This window comes from Blastococcus saxobsidens, from assembly GCF_010682065.1.
Taxonomy (GTDB): Bacteria; Actinomycetota; Actinomycetes; order Mycobacteriales; family Geodermatophilaceae; genus Blastococcus; species Blastococcus saxobsidens_B.
Map to the genome: position 1 here is coordinate 1 of NZ_JAAGWG010000019.1, position 14,620 is coordinate 14,620.

Annotated in this window: 14 protein-coding genes; 6 read left to right on the forward strand and 8 right to left on the reverse strand. The window is 73.4% G+C overall.

All coding sequences use genetic code 11. The features are described 5' to 3' along the window. The first annotated feature begins 344 nt into the window (after positions 1-344). On the forward strand, positions 345-1,961 hold the full coding sequence (locus GCU60_RS13210) for a DEAD/DEAH box helicase (RefSeq protein WP_345770581.1): 1,617 nt from the start codon (positions 345-347) through the stop codon (positions 1,959-1,961). Between the two features lie 64 nt (positions 1,962-2,025). On the opposite strand, the gene GCU60_RS13215 is transcribed toward GCU60_RS13210, so the two are convergent. The 6 genes from GCU60_RS13215 to GCU60_RS13240 all read right to left on the reverse strand — a co-directional run bounded on the left by GCU60_RS13215 (position 2,026) and on the right by GCU60_RS13240 (position 9,725). Beyond that, positions 2,026-3,033: a sugar phosphate isomerase/epimerase family protein gene (locus tag GCU60_RS13215; protein WP_163205958.1), complete on the reverse strand. Its 1,008-nt coding sequence runs from the start codon at positions 3,031-3,033 to the stop codon at positions 2,026-2,028. A 16-nt stretch (positions 3,034-3,049) separates the two neighbouring features. Next, positions 3,050-4,219 carry a Gfo/Idh/MocA family protein gene (locus tag GCU60_RS13220; protein ID WP_163205960.1) on the reverse strand — a complete coding sequence of 390 codons (1,170 nt, stop codon included), beginning with the start codon at positions 4,217-4,219 and terminating at the stop codon, positions 3,050-3,052. 68 nt (positions 4,220-4,287) lie between these two features. Then, entirely contained in the window at positions 4,288-5,304 is a 1,017-nt protein-coding gene (locus tag GCU60_RS13225; protein ID WP_239521159.1) for a substrate-binding domain-containing protein, read from the reverse strand. A 101-nt stretch (positions 5,305-5,405) separates the two neighbouring features. Next, positions 5,406-6,605 carry an ABC transporter permease gene (locus tag GCU60_RS13230; protein WP_163205964.1) on the reverse strand — a complete coding sequence of 400 codons (1,200 nt, stop codon included), beginning with the start codon at positions 6,603-6,605 and terminating at the stop codon, positions 5,406-5,408. Further along, the gene (locus tag GCU60_RS13235; RefSeq protein ID WP_345770582.1) at positions 6,602-8,200 is read right to left on the reverse strand and encodes a sugar ABC transporter ATP-binding protein; all 1,599 of its coding nucleotides are present in this window, start codon (positions 8,198-8,200) and stop codon (positions 6,602-6,604) included. Before GCU60_RS13235 ends, GCU60_RS13230 begins: the two co-directional genes overlap by 4 nt. 361 nt (positions 8,201-8,561) lie before the next feature. Further along, on the reverse strand, positions 8,562-9,725 hold the full coding sequence (locus GCU60_RS13240) for an ROK family protein (RefSeq protein ID WP_163205966.1): 1,164 nt from the start codon (positions 9,723-9,725) through the stop codon (positions 8,562-8,564). Positions 9,726-9,877: 152 nt separating this feature from the next. On the opposite strand from GCU60_RS13240, the gene GCU60_RS13245 reads away from it, so the two are divergent. Further along, the gene (locus GCU60_RS13245) at positions 9,878-10,381 is read left to right on the forward strand and encodes a hypothetical protein (protein WP_163205968.1); all 504 of its coding nucleotides are present in this window, start codon (positions 9,878-9,880) and stop codon (positions 10,379-10,381) included. Here the strand turns inward: GCU60_RS13245 and GCU60_RS13250 are convergent. Further along, the gene (locus GCU60_RS13250; RefSeq protein WP_163205970.1) at positions 10,371-10,934 is read right to left on the reverse strand and encodes a helix-turn-helix domain-containing protein; all 564 of its coding nucleotides are present in this window, start codon (positions 10,932-10,934) and stop codon (positions 10,371-10,373) included. The genes GCU60_RS13245 and GCU60_RS13250 overlap by 11 nt on opposite strands. 55 nt (positions 10,935-10,989) lie before the next feature. On the opposite strand from GCU60_RS13250, the gene GCU60_RS13255 reads away from it, so the two are divergent. The 4 genes from GCU60_RS13255 (at position 10,990) to GCU60_RS13270 (ending at position 13,284) form a co-directional block, all read left to right on the forward strand. Continuing rightward, a complete protein-coding gene (locus GCU60_RS13255; protein WP_163205972.1) occupies positions 10,990-11,340 on the forward strand; it encodes a hypothetical protein in 351 nt (116 codons plus the stop codon). Between the two features lies 1 nt (position 11,341). After that, the gene (locus GCU60_RS13260; RefSeq protein WP_163205974.1) at positions 11,342-12,295 is read left to right on the forward strand and encodes an alpha/beta hydrolase family protein; all 954 of its coding nucleotides are present in this window, start codon (positions 11,342-11,344) and stop codon (positions 12,293-12,295) included. Positions 12,296-12,379: 84 nt separating this feature from the next. Beyond that, the gene (locus GCU60_RS13265; RefSeq protein WP_163205976.1) at positions 12,380-12,874 is read left to right on the forward strand and encodes a cupredoxin domain-containing protein; all 495 of its coding nucleotides are present in this window, start codon (positions 12,380-12,382) and stop codon (positions 12,872-12,874) included. Continuing rightward, the gene (locus GCU60_RS13270; RefSeq protein WP_163205978.1) at positions 12,874-13,284 is read left to right on the forward strand and encodes a hypothetical protein; all 411 of its coding nucleotides are present in this window, start codon (positions 12,874-12,876) and stop codon (positions 13,282-13,284) included. Before GCU60_RS13265 ends, GCU60_RS13270 begins: the two co-directional genes overlap by 1 nt. Positions 13,285-13,354: 70 nt before the next feature. Here GCU60_RS13270 and xylA read toward each other — a convergent pair whose 3' ends face one another. Further along, positions 13,355-14,518 (reverse strand): xylose isomerase, encoded by a 1,164-nt coding sequence (gene xylA / locus GCU60_RS13275; RefSeq protein WP_163205980.1) that lies wholly within the window; start codon positions 14,516-14,518, stop codon positions 13,355-13,357. Positions 14,519-14,620 lie beyond the last annotated feature (102 nt).

The window sequence follows — 14,620 nt, forward strand, 5'->3', positions numbered from 1 at the left end:
CCTCACTCGGAGGTCTTCCTCATGTCATCGACCCACGCCGTCCGCCGTCACCAACGTCCGTGGTCAGTACACCTAGGGAGCGCGACGCATCACCCGATGTGACCTGACACTCCCCGCAGATCGGACCAGACCGCCGCCGCGTCTGGTTGAGTACTACGTACCGGCGCCGCCCTCGCTCATCCGGAGCGGCAGGAATCGACGTCGGGCTGCGGCTGCGCCACCTTGGTGCGCCCGGCTGACCGACGTCTCGCCGACGATGCGAGCCCGCCCTGCCCCCGTGCAGACGCGCCGGCGCTCGCTCGACTGCGGTGCTCGTTCGGCCACGCGAACGCCGAAGGATCCCCGTGACCTCTCCGAACAACTCCTCCGCCGCCACCGGCGACTCCCCCACCACCTCGGGCCCCCGCCGCCGCCGCGGTGGACGCGGCCGCGGCTCCCGCCCGGCCGGCGAGCAGCAGGTCCAGACCCAGGACCGTCCGGTCGCCGCACCGACGCCCGTCGTCGTCCCGGTCGGGGCGGACGCCACCGTCCTCCCCACCGACACCACCTTCGCCGCGCTCGGTGTCCCGGCTCCCCTGGTCGAGGTGCTCACTGCCAGCGGCATCAGCGCGCCGTTCCCGATCCAGGTCGCGACGCTGCCCGACAGCCTCGCCGGCCGTGACGTGCTCGGCCGCGGCCGAACCGGCTCGGGCAAGACCCTCGCCTTCAGCATCCCGCTGGTCGCCCGCCTCGCGGCCTCGACCACCAAGCGCCAGGCCAAGCGCCCGCGCGCGCTGATCCTGGTGCCGACCCGCGAGCTGGCCAACCAGGTGGCCGCGGTCGTCGACCCGATGGCCCGGGCGCTGGGCATGAAGACCGCGACGGTCTTCGGCGGCGTCGGCCAGAACCCGCAGGTGTCGGCGCTCGCCGGCGGCCTGGACGTCGTCATCGCCTGCCCCGGCCGGCTCGAGGACCTCATCCAGCAGGGCCACTGCGACCTCGGCGCCATCGAGGTGACCATCCTCGACGAGGCCGACCACATGGCCGACCTCGGCTTCCTGCCCGGCGTGAAGCGGATCATGGACCGCACGCCCAAGGTCGGTCAGCGGATGCTGTTCTCGGCGACGCTGGACAACGGTGTCGACGTCCTCGTCAAGCGGTACCTCAGCAACCCGGTCACGCACTCGGTGGACCCGGCCGTCGCGCCGGTCTCGACGATGACCCACCACGTGTTCCGCGTCGACGCCACCGACAAGGCCCGGATCGTCCAGGAGCTGGCCTCCGGCCTCGGCCGCAGCGTGCTGTTCACCCGGACCAAGCACCAGGCCAAGAAGCTGGCCAAGCAGCTCACCGCCGCCGGCGTGCCCGCCGTCGACCTGCACGGCAACCTCAGCCAGAACGCCCGCGAGCGCAACCTCGAGGCGTTCACCAGCGGCGAGACCCGCGTGCTGTGCGCGACCGACATCGCCGCCCGCGGCATCCACGTCGACGACGTCGCGATCGTGGTGCACGTCGACCCGCCGGCCGAGCACAAGGCCTACCTGCACCGCTCGGGCCGCACCGCCCGCGCCGGTGCCGAGGGCGCCGTCGTCACCATCGCCACGCCCGACCAGGCCGGCGAGGTCCGCACGCTGGCCCGCCAGGCGGGGATCACCCCGGAGGTGTCGGCGATCAAGCCCGGCGCCCGGGAGATCACCGCGCTGGTCGGCCCGGCCGCGCCCCACGTCGAGCCGGCTCCGGTCGTCGAGGCCCAGCCCCAGGGCGGTGGCGGCGGTCGCCGTCGCAGCGGTGGCGGCGGCTCGGGTCGCGGCTCCTCCGGCGGCGCGTCGACGTCGGGTGGCCGCAGCTCCGGCGGCGCCGGCAAGTCCGGTGGCGCAGGTCGGGCATCCGGGCCGGCACGCACCCGCGCCGAGCTCGCCGCCCGCGCCGGCTCGTCGTCGGCCGCCTCCTTCAGCGCCCGCTCGCGCCGCGGCGGTCGCTGACCTCTCGACTGTCGGCCTGTCGTCGTCCCGGATTCCCCGGAGACGACGACAGGCCGACACTCGGCTAGTTCCCGCTGGCGAAGGCCGCGTCGAACGCGGCCGCCGGCGGGTCGAACGCCAGCCGGCGGACGAACTCCAGCGCCTCGGGCGCGCCGACCAGGCGGTCCATGCCGGCGTCCTCCCACTCCACCGAGATCGGCCCGTCGTAGCCGATGGTGTTGAGCATCCGGAAGCACGCCTCCCACGGGACGTCGCCGTGCCCGGTGGAGACGAAGTCCCAGCCGCGCCGCGGGTCGGCCCACGGCAGGTGCGAGCCCATCCGGCCGTTGCGGCCGTTGCCCACCTGCTTCTTCGCGTCCTTGCAGTCGACGTGGTAGATCCGGTCCCTGAAGTCCCAGATGAAGCTCACCGGGTCCAGGTCCTGCCAGACGAAGTGCGACGGGTCCCAGTTGAGCCCGAACGCCTCCCGGTGGCCGATGGCCTCCATCGTGCGCACCGTCGTCCAGTAGTCGTAGGCGATCTCCGACGGGTGCACCTCGTGGGCGAACCGCACGCCGACCTCGTCGAAGACGTCGAGGATCGGGTTCCACCGGTCGGCGAAGTCGCGGTAGCCGTCCTCGATCATCGACTCGGGCACCGGCGGGAACATGGCCACGGTCTTCCAGATCTTGGAGCCGGTGAACCCGACGACGGTCTCCACGCCCAGCTTCGCCGCGGCCCGCGCGGTCAGCTTCATCTCCTCGGCCGCGCGCTGCCGGACGCCCTCGGGATCGCCGTCGCCCCAGACGCGCGGGTGCACCATGCCCCGGTGCCGCTCGTCGATCGGGTCGTCGCAGACGGCCTGGCCGTTGAGGTGGTTGGAGATCGCGAACACCTGCAGGCCGTACTTCTCCAGCAGCGCCTTGCGCTCGGCGACGTAGGAGTCGTCGTTCGCGGCGCGCTCGACGTCGAGGTGGTCGCCCCAGCAGGCGATCTCCAGGCCGTCGTAGCCCCACCCGGAGGCGAGCCGGGCCACCTCCTCGAACGGCAGGTCGGCCCACTGGCCGGTGAAGAGGGTGACGGGACGGGGCATCAGAAGTCCTCTCGGGTCATGACGGGATCTCGGTCCAGGTGGAGCGGTCGGCGGCGCTGCGCTCGACGGCGTCGAGCACGCGCTGGACCTGCAGCCCGTCGGCGAACGACGGCGCCGGGTCCTCCCCCGCCGCGATCGCGGTGACGAGGTCGACCACCTGGTGGGTGAAGCCGTGCTCGTAGCCCAGCCCGTGGCCGGCCGGCCACCAGGCGCCGACGTAGGGGTGACCGGGCTCGGTGACGATGATCCGGCGGAAACCAGCGGTCTCGGCCGGCTCGGTGCCGTCGAAGAACTCCAGGACGTTCATGTCCTCGAAGTCGAAGGCCAGGCTGCCGGTCGAGCCGTTGATCTCGATCCGGATGCCGTTCTTGCGGCCGAGTGCGAACCGGGTGGCCTCGAAGACGCCCAGGGCGCCGCCGCTGAACCGGCCGAGGAAGACGGCGGCGTCGTCGACGGTGACGGTGCCGGTCCCCTCGCCGCCCACGCCGGACAGCGAGCCGGCCGCCGCGGGCAGCGGCCGCTCCTCGACGAACGTCTCCAGGGTGGCGCTCACGCCGGTGAGCGCCTGGCCGGTGATGTGCTGGGTCAGGTCGACGATGTGCGCGCCGATGTCCCCCAGCGCCCCGGAGCCGGCCTTGTCCTTCTCCAGCCGCCAGGACATGGGGGCCTTCGGGTCGGCGATCCAGTCCTGCAGGTACTGGGCCCGGACGTGCCGGATCTGCCCCAGCCTGCCCTCGGAGACCAGCCGGCGGGCCAGCGCGATGGCCGGCACCCGCCGGTAGGTGAAGCCGACCATCGACCGGACGCCGGCGGCCGCGGCCTTCGCCGCCGCCTCGGCCATCGCCTCGGCCTCGGCGACGCTGTTGGCCAGGGGCTTCTCGCAGAGCACGTGCTTGCCGGCCTCGAGCGCGGCGATCGCGATCTCGGCGTGGGTGTTGCCGGGCGTGCAGACGTCGACGAGGTGGACGTCGTCGCGCTCGATCACCCGCCGCCAGTCGGTCTCCGTGCTTGCCCAGCCCAGCTTGCCGGCGGCCTCGGCGACCTTGGCGGGGTCCCGGCCGGCCAGCACGGTCAGCTCCGGGTGCAGCGGGAGGTCGAAGAAGTGGGGGGCGGTGCGCCAGGCGTGCGAGTGCGCGGCGCCCATGAAGGCGTAGCCGATCAGCCCGATGCCGAGGGTGGGGGTCATCTGCAACTCCGGTGCGGGGGTGGCGCAGCAGGGAAGCGGAAGCGCTCCCCTGCTGCGCCGGAGACGGATCAGGACTCGAACGCGCGGTCGATGAACTCCTCGACGTTCTCGCTCGTGACGACGGGGGCGTTGAGCACGATCTCCCGCGGCACCACCGGAGAGACCAGGTCCGACAGCGACTTGCTCTGCGCGACCAGGCGGGCGAGCGCGATGCCGTCGGCGGCCTGGGTGTGCGGGTAGATGACGGTCGCCTGGAGGACGGAGTCCCCCTCCTGGATCTCGCGCATGGCGTTCGCCGATCCGGCGCCACCGACCATGACGAACTCGTCGCGGCCGGCGTTGTCGATCGCGGCCAGGACGCCGACGCCCTGGTCGTCGTCGTGGTTCCACAGCGCGTCGATCTGCGGGGCGGCCTGCAGCAGGTTGGCCGCGGCCTCCTCGCCGCCCTCGACGGTGAAGTCCGCCGCGACGCGGTTGTCGACGTCGAGACCGCAGTCGGCGAGCGCGTCGGCGAAGCCCTGGCTGCGCTCCTGCGTCAGGGGCAGCGAGTCGATGCCGGCGATCTCGGCGACGACGGCGTCGGCGTTGTCGCCGACCTCCTGGCAGATGTAGGTGCCGGCGGAGACGCCCATCCCGTAGTTGTCGCCGAGGATCGTGGCGCGGGCGGCGAAGGGGCTGCTGAACTCGCGGTCGACGTTGATGACCGGGATGCCGGCCTCCATCGCCTGCAACGCGACCGGGGTCATCGCGGCCCCGTCGAAGGGCAGCAGCACGATCGCGTCGACACCCTCGTTGATGAAGGTCTCGACCTGGCTGATCTGCGTGCTGACGTCGTTCGTGCCCTCGGCGACGATCAGGTCGACGTCCTCGTACTTCTCCGCCTCGGCCCGTGCGGCCTCGGTGATGCCGGCCATCCAGCCGTGGTCGGCGGCCGGGGCCGAGAAACCGATCCGGACGGTCTCGCCGGTCTCGTCGTTCGAGCTGGCGACGGAGTCCCCGTCGCCGGAACCGGAGTTCTCCGGCTCGTTGCTCGTGCAGCCGGCGACGAGCACGCCGGCGCCGGCCAGGGCGACCGCGGTGGACATCAGGCGACGGTAGGGGCGCTGCCTCGCTGCAGACATGGATCTCTCTCCTCGGATTGCCTTCTCCGGCGGGTCGCCGGCGGATGGTTGGACGGGTGGATCGGTCAGTGGGTGGTGCCGGTGCCGGGCCGGTCGCCGCCGGGGGCGCCGGGCACGCTCGTGCCACCGGACACCGCGCCCGCCGGCGTGCCTCCGGCGACGGGTCCGCCGGACGACGACTCGCCCCGGCCGGTGCGCAGGCGGGACAGCCAGCCGGCGCCGCCTCCGCGCCCCTCGGCGAGCCGCGTCTGCAGCAGGACGGCGAGCACGATGATCAGGCCCTGGGCGACGGCCTGGGCCGAGCTGGACAGGTTGTTGAGCACGAAGACGTTGCCGAGCGTGATGAGGATCAGCACGCCCAGGACGGTGCCGACGATCGTGCCCCGGCCACCGACGAGCAGGGTGCCGCCGATGACGACGGCGGCGATCGCCTGGAGCTCCATCAACGTGCCGTGGGTCGAGCTGCCGGTCGTCGTCCGCGCCATGAGCATCACCGCGGCGATGCCGCAGGTGATGCCGGAGAGCACGTAGAGCTTGAGCGTGTGCCACTGCACCCGGATGCCGGCCAGGCGGGCGGCCTCGGCGTTGCCGCCGACGGCGAAGGTGTGCCGGCCGAAGGTGGTGCGGTTCAGCAGGATCCAGCCGCCGACCGACACCAGCGCCCAGATGATCACCAGCCCCGGGACGCCGAGGACGTCGCCGCCGAAGAACTCGCGGAAGTCGCGGTCCTGCACGATCTGGGTGCGGCGGTTGGCGATGATCTCGGCCAGGCCGCGGGCGGAGACGAGCATGGCGAGGGTGGCGATGAAGGCCACCAGCCGCCCGTAGGCGATGACGATGCCGTTGATCAGTCCCGCGCCGGCGCCCACCGCGATCGCGGTGAACACCATGACGATCCAGTGGAAGTCCTCGGCCATCTGCTGGGTGGCCAGCGTGGTCGCCCAGATCGACGACAGGGCGACCAGCGCGCCCACCGACAGGTCGATGCCGCCGCCGATGATCACGAACGTCATGCCGATGCTGACCACGCCGACGACGGCGGCCAGCCGCAGGATCGTGAGGACGTTGTCGATGTCGACGAAGCGGTCGGGGGCGGTGACGGCCCCGACGATGCAGAGGAGACCCAGGGCCACGACCAGGCCCAGGAGACGCCCGGCCGGTCCGGCCATGAAGCCGGGCCCCTTGCCGTTCGCGCCCTCCGGCGCGCGGTCCTTCGCCGGAGCGGGCGCGCCCGCTCCCCCGGTCGTCGCGGTGCTGCCGGTCATGCCACGTCCCCTTCGTGCTGCTGTGCGGTGGGCTGCTGCCGGTCGCCGCGGTGACGCGGGCCGACCGTTCCCTCCATGACGAGGTCGAGCACGGCGTGCTCGTCGAGCGCGTCGGCCGGTTGCTCGGCGACGACGGATCCGTCGGAGATCACCAGGACCCGGTCGGCGAGGCCGAGGACCTCCGGGATCTCGCTGGAGACCACGACGACGGCGACGCCGCGGTCGGCCAGGTCGCGGATCAGGGCGTAGATCTCCGAGCGGGCCCCGACGTCGACCCCGCGGGTGGGTTCGTCGAGCAGCAGGACCCGGCAGTCGCGCAGCAGCCAGCGGGCGAGCACGACCTTCTGCTGGTTGCCGCCCGAGAGCGTCCGCACCTCGCGGTCGACGTCGCCCGGTCGGACGTCGAGGGCTCCGACCTGCTCGCGGGCGGCCTCCCTCTCGCTGCTGCCGGAGAGGAAGCCGCCGCGGGCGAAGCGCGCCAGGCTGGCGATGCTGATGTTGCGGTAGACGGCGTCGCCGAGCAGCAGCGCCTGGCTCTTGCGCTCCTCCGGGGCCAGGCCCACCCCCGCGGACACGGCGGCGGCCACGCCGCCCGGGCGCAACCGCTTCCCCCGCACGGTGACGGTGCCGCCGGTCGCCCGGCGCGCGCCGTAGATCGTCTCGAGGATCTCCGACCGCCCCGACCCGACGAGTCCGGCGAGGCCGACCACCTCGCCAGGCCGGACGTCGAAGGACACCGCGCGGAAGGTGCCGCGCAGGCCCAGGTCGCGGACCGAGAGGAGCGGTTCGGCGGCGGCGACCGGCCGGCGGTCGGGGAAGACGTACTCGATGTCCCGGCCGGTCATCAGCTCGATCACCTGGCGCGTGGAGGTGTCCTGCACCGGCAGCCCGGTGGCCACGGTGCGCCCGTCCTTGAGCACGGTGATCCGGTCACCCACCTGACGGATCTCCTCCAGCCGGTGGGAGATGTAGACGACCGCGACGCCGTCGCGGGTCAGGTCGCGGACGACCTCGAAGAGGTGCTGGACCTCTTCGTTGTCGAGGACGGCCGAGGGCTCGTCCATGACGATCAGCTTCGCGTCCTGGGAGAGCGCCCGGGCGATGCTGACCATCTGCTGCGCGGCCGCGGGCAGCGAGCCCACCTCGGCGGTGGGGCGGATCTCCGGGTGGCCGAGCCGGGCCAGCAGCTTCCCGGCTGCCTCGTTCGCAGGCGCCGGACGGGCCAGACCGAAGCGCGAGCGCTCGCGCCCGAGGAAGATGTTGTCGGCCACCGTGAGGCCGGCGACCAGGTCGAGCTCCTGGTAGATCGTGGCGATCCCGTGCCTCATCGCCGCCTGCGGGTTGGTCAGCGAGACGGGCTCGCCCCGCCACTCGATCCGGCCGCCGTCGGGCTGGTGGGCACCGGCGAGCACCTTGATCAGCGTCGACTTGCCGGCGCCGTTCTGGCCGAGCAGGCAGTGCACCTCACCGGCGCGCACGTCGAGGTCCACGCCGTCGAGGGCGCGCACCCCGGGGAACGTCTTGACGATCCCGTGCATCTCCAGCAGCGGCACCCCGCTGCCGGGGCCGCCCCCATCGCCTGCTGCACCGGCCACGTCGCCACCTCGAGACTTTTGCTCAACGCTGATCATTAGTCCGTTGAGGCAGCAACATATGGGGCGGGTCACACGAGGGTCAAGGAGTTCGGCCGGAGTTACCGAACCGAGACCCGCAGCCGGCCACGTCGGCCGCCGACGACCGCCCTCGGCGGGTCAGCGGCCGGGCCCGAGTGCGGGGAACGAGGGCCCTGCCGGCGACGACAGAGCCCTGCTGCTCAGCACGCGGGCCGAGCGCGGGGCGTTGTGCGGGGCGTCGCGCCGAGTGGGGCCGGGAGGGTCCCGCTCAGGCACGACGGACGCGCTCGCCGCAGCGGAGGGACGGCTCGTAGCAGCGGTGCGATCGGCGAGGGTCGCGAGGTCAGCGCGCCAGGGCCTGGACCGAGTCCTCGTCCAGGAACTCCTCGATGGCCATGAGGGCGGCGCCGACCCGGCCGGAGAGGTCCGGGGCCTCGCTCACGGTGATCTCCAGCGCCCGGGCGGCCAGCGGCATGGACCGCCGGTAGACGGCCTCGCGGATGCCGGCCAGGAGCGGGACGCCGGCCTGCGCGACGCCGCCGGTCATGACGATGCGGTGCGGGTTGAAGAAGTTGACCAGCGCGGCGAGCACCGTGCCGATCGTGCGGCCCGCCCCGCGCACCAGCTCCAGCGCCACGCCGTCACCCTGGGCGGCGAGCCGCACGACCTCGCGGACGGTCTCGACCGGCAACCCCGCGGCGACGGCGTCGCGCAGCAGCGCCCCGCCACCGGCGATGGCCTCCAGGCAGTTCTCCTGCCCGCACCGGCAGGTGACGGTGCGCCCGTCGGGCTGGGCGACGTAGATGTGCCCGATGTCGCCGGCGCTGCCCTGGGCGCCGCGGTAGACCCGCCCGTCAACGATCACCCCGCAGCCGATGCCGGTGCCCACCTTGACGACCAGCACGTCCTGCACCGAGCCGGCGACGCCGATCTCGCCCAGGGCCATGACGTTCACGTCGTTGTCGACGTAGACGGGGCAGTCGTAGCGGCCGAAGGCGCTCGGGATCGGGTGGTCGTGCCAGCCCGGCATGATCGGCGGGTGCGACGGCCGGCCGGTCGAGAACTCGACCGGCCCGGGCACGCCGACGCCGACCGCGCACACGTCGGCCGCCGTGTGGCCGACCTCGGCCAGCACCTGCTGGGCCAGCCGGTCGACCTCGGCCAGCACCCGGGCCGGCCCGTCGGCGATGTCGATGGGATGACCGACGGTGCCCAGGATCTGCGCGGACAGGTCGGTGACGGCGACGTCGACGCTGGTGACGCCCAGGTCGACGGCGATCACGCAGCCGGCCCCGCTGTTGAACCGCAGCAGCGTCGGCGGGCGGCCACCGGTGCTCCACCCCCGGCCGCCCTCCTCGAGCAGGTTGGCAGCGATCAGCTGGTCCACCCGCGCGCTGACCGTGTTGCGAGAGGCCCCGGTCAGGGCGACCAGGTCGGCGCGGCTCCGGGCGCGGCCGGTCCGCACATGACGCAGCAGCACGCCGGCCGATGCAGAGGTGGAGGCCACGCCGTCATAGTGGCACGCCGCCACTCTCACCCACGGTGACGCGAGACGGTGCAGCACCCGCCTCCCACGGTTGGGTGCACGCGGACGAGGGCACAGGTCGCACACGGCTGGTTGAGCTCTGGACCAGCACCGTCGACCAGAAAGGTTCCCTCATGGGGCTGCCCATCACCCTGTCCGAGATCGCACCCCGCATCTCCGCGGGGGCCTTCATCGTCAACAGCGGCCTCGGCAAGCGAGGCGCCGACGAGGAGACCGCCGCCGGCATGCAGGGCTTCGCCGCCGGCACCTACCCGTTCCTCGGCAGCATGGCGCCGCAGCAGTTCACGAACATGCTGTCCACGGCCGAGATCGCCGTCGGCGCCGCCCTGCTGACCCCCTTCGTGCCGACCGCCGTGGCCGGGGCCGCGCTCACCGCGTTCTCCGGCGGCCTGCTCGGCCTCTACCTCAAGACGCCGGGCATGCGGAAGCCGGGCAGCCTGGCTCCCACCGAGCAGGGGCTGTCGATCGCCAAGGACAGCTGGCTGCTCGGCATCGGCATCGGCCTGCTCGTGCGGGGCACGATCGACCGCCAGCCGCGCCAGGTGCGCAAGGCGGCGAAGGTGCTCGACAAGGCGAACAAGAAGGCCGCCAAGGCCCGCAAGCGCCTCAGCGCCTGACCGCCTCCGGACCCTCCTGCCCGGGCAGGTGCACCACGCTGACCAGCCGGCGCCGGCGCTCGTCGCCGGGCCGGTTGGCCAGCCGCGCCTGCAGGGCGGCCCGCAGCTCCCCCGCCAGTTCCGTGAACTCCTCGTCGGTCAGCCACAGCCCCACCTGCCGGTACCCGACCCCGTCGCGGGACAGGTCGACGCCCTCGCCCCCGACGTCGCCCCGGTCGACGTACCGGTCGAAGTCGGCCAGCAGTGCGGCGACGAACGTGGTGAACGCCCGGCGGTGGTCGTCGGCCGTCATGGCCGCCAGGTCCTCGGCCGACACGCTCGTGGCCTCCAGTACCAGCCGGTAGCTGCGCTCGGCCGCCCCGCGCACCCTGCGCTCCCCCACGACGGCGAGCACGCCGGCCCCGGCGAGCACGCCTACGTGCCGGTACAGCGTGGCCGCGGGGACGTCGGGCAGTTCGGCCCGCAGCGCCGCGGTGGTGAGCGTCCGGTCGCCGAGGAACGCCTGCACCACCCGCAGGCGCACCGGGTGCAGGAGCAGGTCGACCGAGTTCACGCGACTCACCGTTCTCACGATTGACAACGTTCCGAGCCGTGAGAATAGTGAGGGCATGGCCACGCTGCAACTGACCGACTCCCGCCTCCGCGTCCGGCTGACCCTCGGCGAGCGGATCGCGGGCCTCCTGCTGCGCGACGTGGACGTGCCGCTGGACTCCGTGCGCGAGGTCGAGGTGCTGCCCGACGGCCTGCGGGCCACCCGCGGCATCCGGGCTCCCGGGCTCGCGCTGCCCGGCATCCGCAAGATCGGCACGTGGCGGCGCCGCGGCGAGCGCACGATGGTCAGCGTCCGCAGGGGGCAACCCGCCGTCCGGATCCGGCTCGAGGGGCAGCCGTTCGACGCGCTGCTCGTCGGTGCCGACGACGCCGCCGCCGTCGCGGCGACCCTCTCCGCGGCCCGCTGAGATGCGCGACGTCCCCGTCCAGGTGTCCGGGCCGGCGCTGCTGGCCGCCACGCTGACGCTCCCCGACGCACCACTGCCCGCCCCCGCCGTCCTGCTGGCGTCGGGTTCCGGGCCGCTCGACCGCGACTCCAACCACCGCCGGGCACGGTTCGACATCACCCGCCAGCTGGCCTGCGCGCTGGCCGAGGCCGGCATCGCCTCGCTCCGCTACGACAAGCGCGGGGTCGGCGGGAGCCCGGGCGACTGGCGTGCCGCCGGGCTGCACGACAACGTCGACGACCTGGCCGCCGCGCTGGACCTGCTGCAGAGCCGCCGCGAGGTCGACGGCGACCGCGTGGTCCTGGCCGGCCACAGCGAGGGCGCGATCCTCGCCACCGCGCTCGCCGCCCGGGGAGCGCCGGTCGCCGGTCTCGTGCTGCTGGCCATGAGCGCGACCCCGGGCGAGGAGCTGCTGCGCTGGCAGGCCCGGCAGATCGCCCCGACGCTGCCCGCACCGGTCCGCTTCCTGCTCCGGCTGCTCCGCCTCGACCTGGAGAAGAAGGTGGCGGCCAACCACGAGCGGATCCGGGCCACGACCACCGACGTCGCCCGGATCGGCGGCGCCAGGCTCAATGCCCGGTGGACGCGGGAGTTCATGGCGCACGACCCCCGGCAGGACCTCCACCGGGTCGCGGTCCCGATCCTGGCGGTCACCGGCGCCAAGGACCTGCAGGTGAAGCCGGACGACCTGGCCGTCCTGGCCGCCACGGCGCCCGGCCCGGTGGAGACCCACCTCGTCCCCGACCTCACGCACACCCTCCGCCGGCAGCCCGGCCCGGCGTCGCTGAGCGCCTACCGGAAGGAGCTGCGCTCCCCCGTCGACGCCGAGGTCCTCGGCACCGTCGGCGACTGGTGCCTCCGCCGGTTCGGGTGGCCCGGAACACATCCGGAGCGACCGCGGCGCACGAACACCTGACGTCACGGGCAGCACGACCCAGGCCCGGGACGTGCGGGCGCCGCGCGCACTCCAGCGCGCGCACCGCCGATCCGAGGAGGGCCCATGTCCCGCTCCCCCAGCTCCCGTCCGCGCACGTCCGCAGCCGTGCGCCGCGCCGCCTCGGCGCTCCTCCTGACCGGCTCGCTGGCGGTCACCGCCGCCTGCGGCATGGGCACCGACGACGGGTCCGCCGCTCCGGCGCCCGCGGAGAACTCGTCGTCGAGCCCGTCGTCGTCCAGCGCACCGGAGCCGGCCGCGCCGTCGGGCTCGGAGAGCGCCGTGCAGACGATCACCGCCACGGAGGAGGACTTCAGCATCTCCGTGGACGAGGACCAGCTCTCCGCCGGCAGCTACGAGATCGAGGTCGTCAACGCCGGCGGCGCCAGCCACGACCTGGTGGTCGAGCGGGACGGCGAGGACGTCGCGGCCACGGAGATCCTCAGCCCCGGCGGAACGGAGACGCTGGCGGTCGACCTGGAGCCCGGCACGTACGTCTTCTACTGCAGCGTCGGCGCCCACCGCTCCATGGGCATGGAGATCACCATCGAGGTGACCTGATGACCACGGCGGCTCCGGCCCGGTCGGCGACCGGGCTCACCTGGGGGCTGCGCATCCTCGGCGCGGTGCTGCTCGCCGCGATGGGCTGGCTGCACCTGGACCTGTGGTTCGACGGCTACCGGACCATCGACGTGATAGGCCCGGCGTTCATGCTGAACGCCGTCGCCGGCTTCATCCTGGCGGTCCTGCTGCTGGTGGTGCCGCGCCGGCTGCTCGTCTGGGCCGCCGCACTGGGCGCGCTCGCCGCCGCCGGCACGCTGGCCGCCCTGCTGCTGTCGACCACCGTCGGGCTGTTCGGCTTCGTGGAGACCACCGCCGCCCCGCTGTGGTGGGAGACGTTCTGGGTCGAGGCCGGCGCCGCCGTCGTCCTCGCCGTGCTGACCGTGGTGGCCGCCCGGCGACGGGCCTGACCGCTCCCGGACGACGGACGGGCGGGCACCCGGGAGGTCCCGGGTGCCCGCCCGTCCGGGGCGGAACAGGTCAGCGGACGCCGAGCAGGTGCTCCATCGCCAGCTGGTCGAGCCGCTCGAACTGCAGGCCGCGCGCCCCCAGGGTCTCCGGGTCGTGGGCCTCGTTGCGCAGGGCGTCGAGGCTCTCCCCCTCGGCGAGGGTCGGGACGGCGAGCTCGGCGACGCGCGCGGCCTCCAGGGCCTCGGCGACCTCCGGGTCGGCCCGGAACGCCTGCGCCTTCTCCTTGAGGATCAGGTAGTTGCGCATGCAGGCGCGCGCGGTCTCCCAGACGCCCTCGATGTCCTCGGTCCGCGGCGGCTTGTAGTCGAAGTGCAGGTAGCCGTCGTAGGCCTTGCCGGAGCCGGCGCCCAGCAGGGTGTCCACGGTCCAGAACGCACCGCGCAGGTTGCCCGCGCCGAAGCGCAGGTCCTGGTCGAAGCGCGGGCCGTGCTGGCCGTTGAGGTCGACGTGGAAGAGCTTGTCGTGCCACAGCGCCTGGGCGATGCCCTGGGCGAAGTTCAGCCCGGCCATCTCCTCGTGCCCGACCTCGGGGTTGAGGCCGACACGGGTCGGCTCCTCGAGCTCGTTGATGAAGGCGATCGCGTGCCCGATCGTCGGCAGCAGGATGTCGCCGCGCGGCTCGTTGGGCTTGGGCTCCAGGGCGAAGCGCATGTCGTAGCCCTTGTCGCGCACGTAGGCGCAGAGGACGTCGAGGCCCTCCTTGTAGCGGTCGAGCGCGGCGGAGACGTCCTTGCTGCCCCCGGACTCCGCACCCTCGCGCCCGCCCCACAGGACGTAGGTCCTGGCGCCCAGCTCGGCGGCCAGGTCGATGTTGCGCAGCACCTTGGCGATCGCGTACCGGCGGACGGCGCGGTCGTTGGCGGTGAAGCCACCGTCCTTGAACACCGGGGCGCCGAAGAGGTTGGTGGTGGCCATCTCCACGCCCATGCCGGTCTCGGCCAGCGCCTTCTTGAAGCGCTCGAGGGTGGCGTCGCGGGTGGCGTCGTCGGGCACCAGGTCGTCGTCGTGGAAGGTCACGGCGGCCGCGCCCAGCTCGGCGAGCCGGTGCACGGACTCGACCGGGTCGAGCACCGGGCGGACGGGGCCGCCGAAGACGTCGACGCCCTGCCAGCCCACGGTCCAGAGACCGAAGCTGAACTTGTCGTCCTTGGAGGGGGTGAAGCGGTCGGTCATGGGTGGATCTCCGTCCGGATCGATCGGTTCACCAGGTCGGCGACCTGGCGGGAGGACGTGGGGTGGCGGGCCGGCCCGGGAGCGGGCGGCCACGGGCCGGAG

Excerpts from the sequence above, each read along its gene's own strand:
- GCU60_RS13260 (WP_163205974.1), top strand. The coding sequence starts at position 11,342 with ATGCGCGACGTCCCCGTCCAGGTGTCCGGGCCGGCGCTGCTGGCCGCC.
- GCU60_RS13265 (WP_163205976.1), top strand. The coding sequence starts at position 12,380 with ATGTCCCGCTCCCCCAGCTCCCGTCCGCGCACGTCCGCAGCCGTGCGC.
- GCU60_RS13245 (WP_163205968.1), top strand. The coding sequence starts at position 9,878 with ATGGGGCTGCCCATCACCCTGTCCGAGATCGCACCCCGCATCTCCGCG.
- GCU60_RS13230 (WP_163205964.1), bottom strand. The coding sequence starts at position 6,605 with ATGACCGGCAGCACCGCGACGACCGGGGGAGCGGGCGCGCCCGCTCCG.
- GCU60_RS13255 (WP_163205972.1), top strand. The coding sequence starts at position 10,990 with ATGGCCACGCTGCAACTGACCGACTCCCGCCTCCGCGTCCGGCTGACC.
- GCU60_RS13270 (WP_163205978.1), top strand. The coding sequence starts at position 12,874 with ATGACCACGGCGGCTCCGGCCCGGTCGGCGACCGGGCTCACCTGGGGG.
- GCU60_RS13225 (WP_239521159.1), bottom strand. The coding sequence starts at position 5,304 with ATGTCCACCGCGGTCGCCCTGGCCGGCGCCGGCGTGCTCGTCGCCGGC.
- GCU60_RS13215 (WP_163205958.1), bottom strand. The coding sequence starts at position 3,033 with ATGCCCCGTCCCGTCACCCTCTTCACCGGCCAGTGGGCCGACCTGCCG.
- GCU60_RS13220 (WP_163205960.1), bottom strand. The coding sequence starts at position 4,219 with ATGACCCCCACCCTCGGCATCGGGCTGATCGGCTACGCCTTCATGGGC.
- xylA (WP_163205980.1), bottom strand. The coding sequence starts at position 14,518 with ATGACCGACCGCTTCACCCCCTCCAAGGACGACAAGTTCAGCTTCGGT.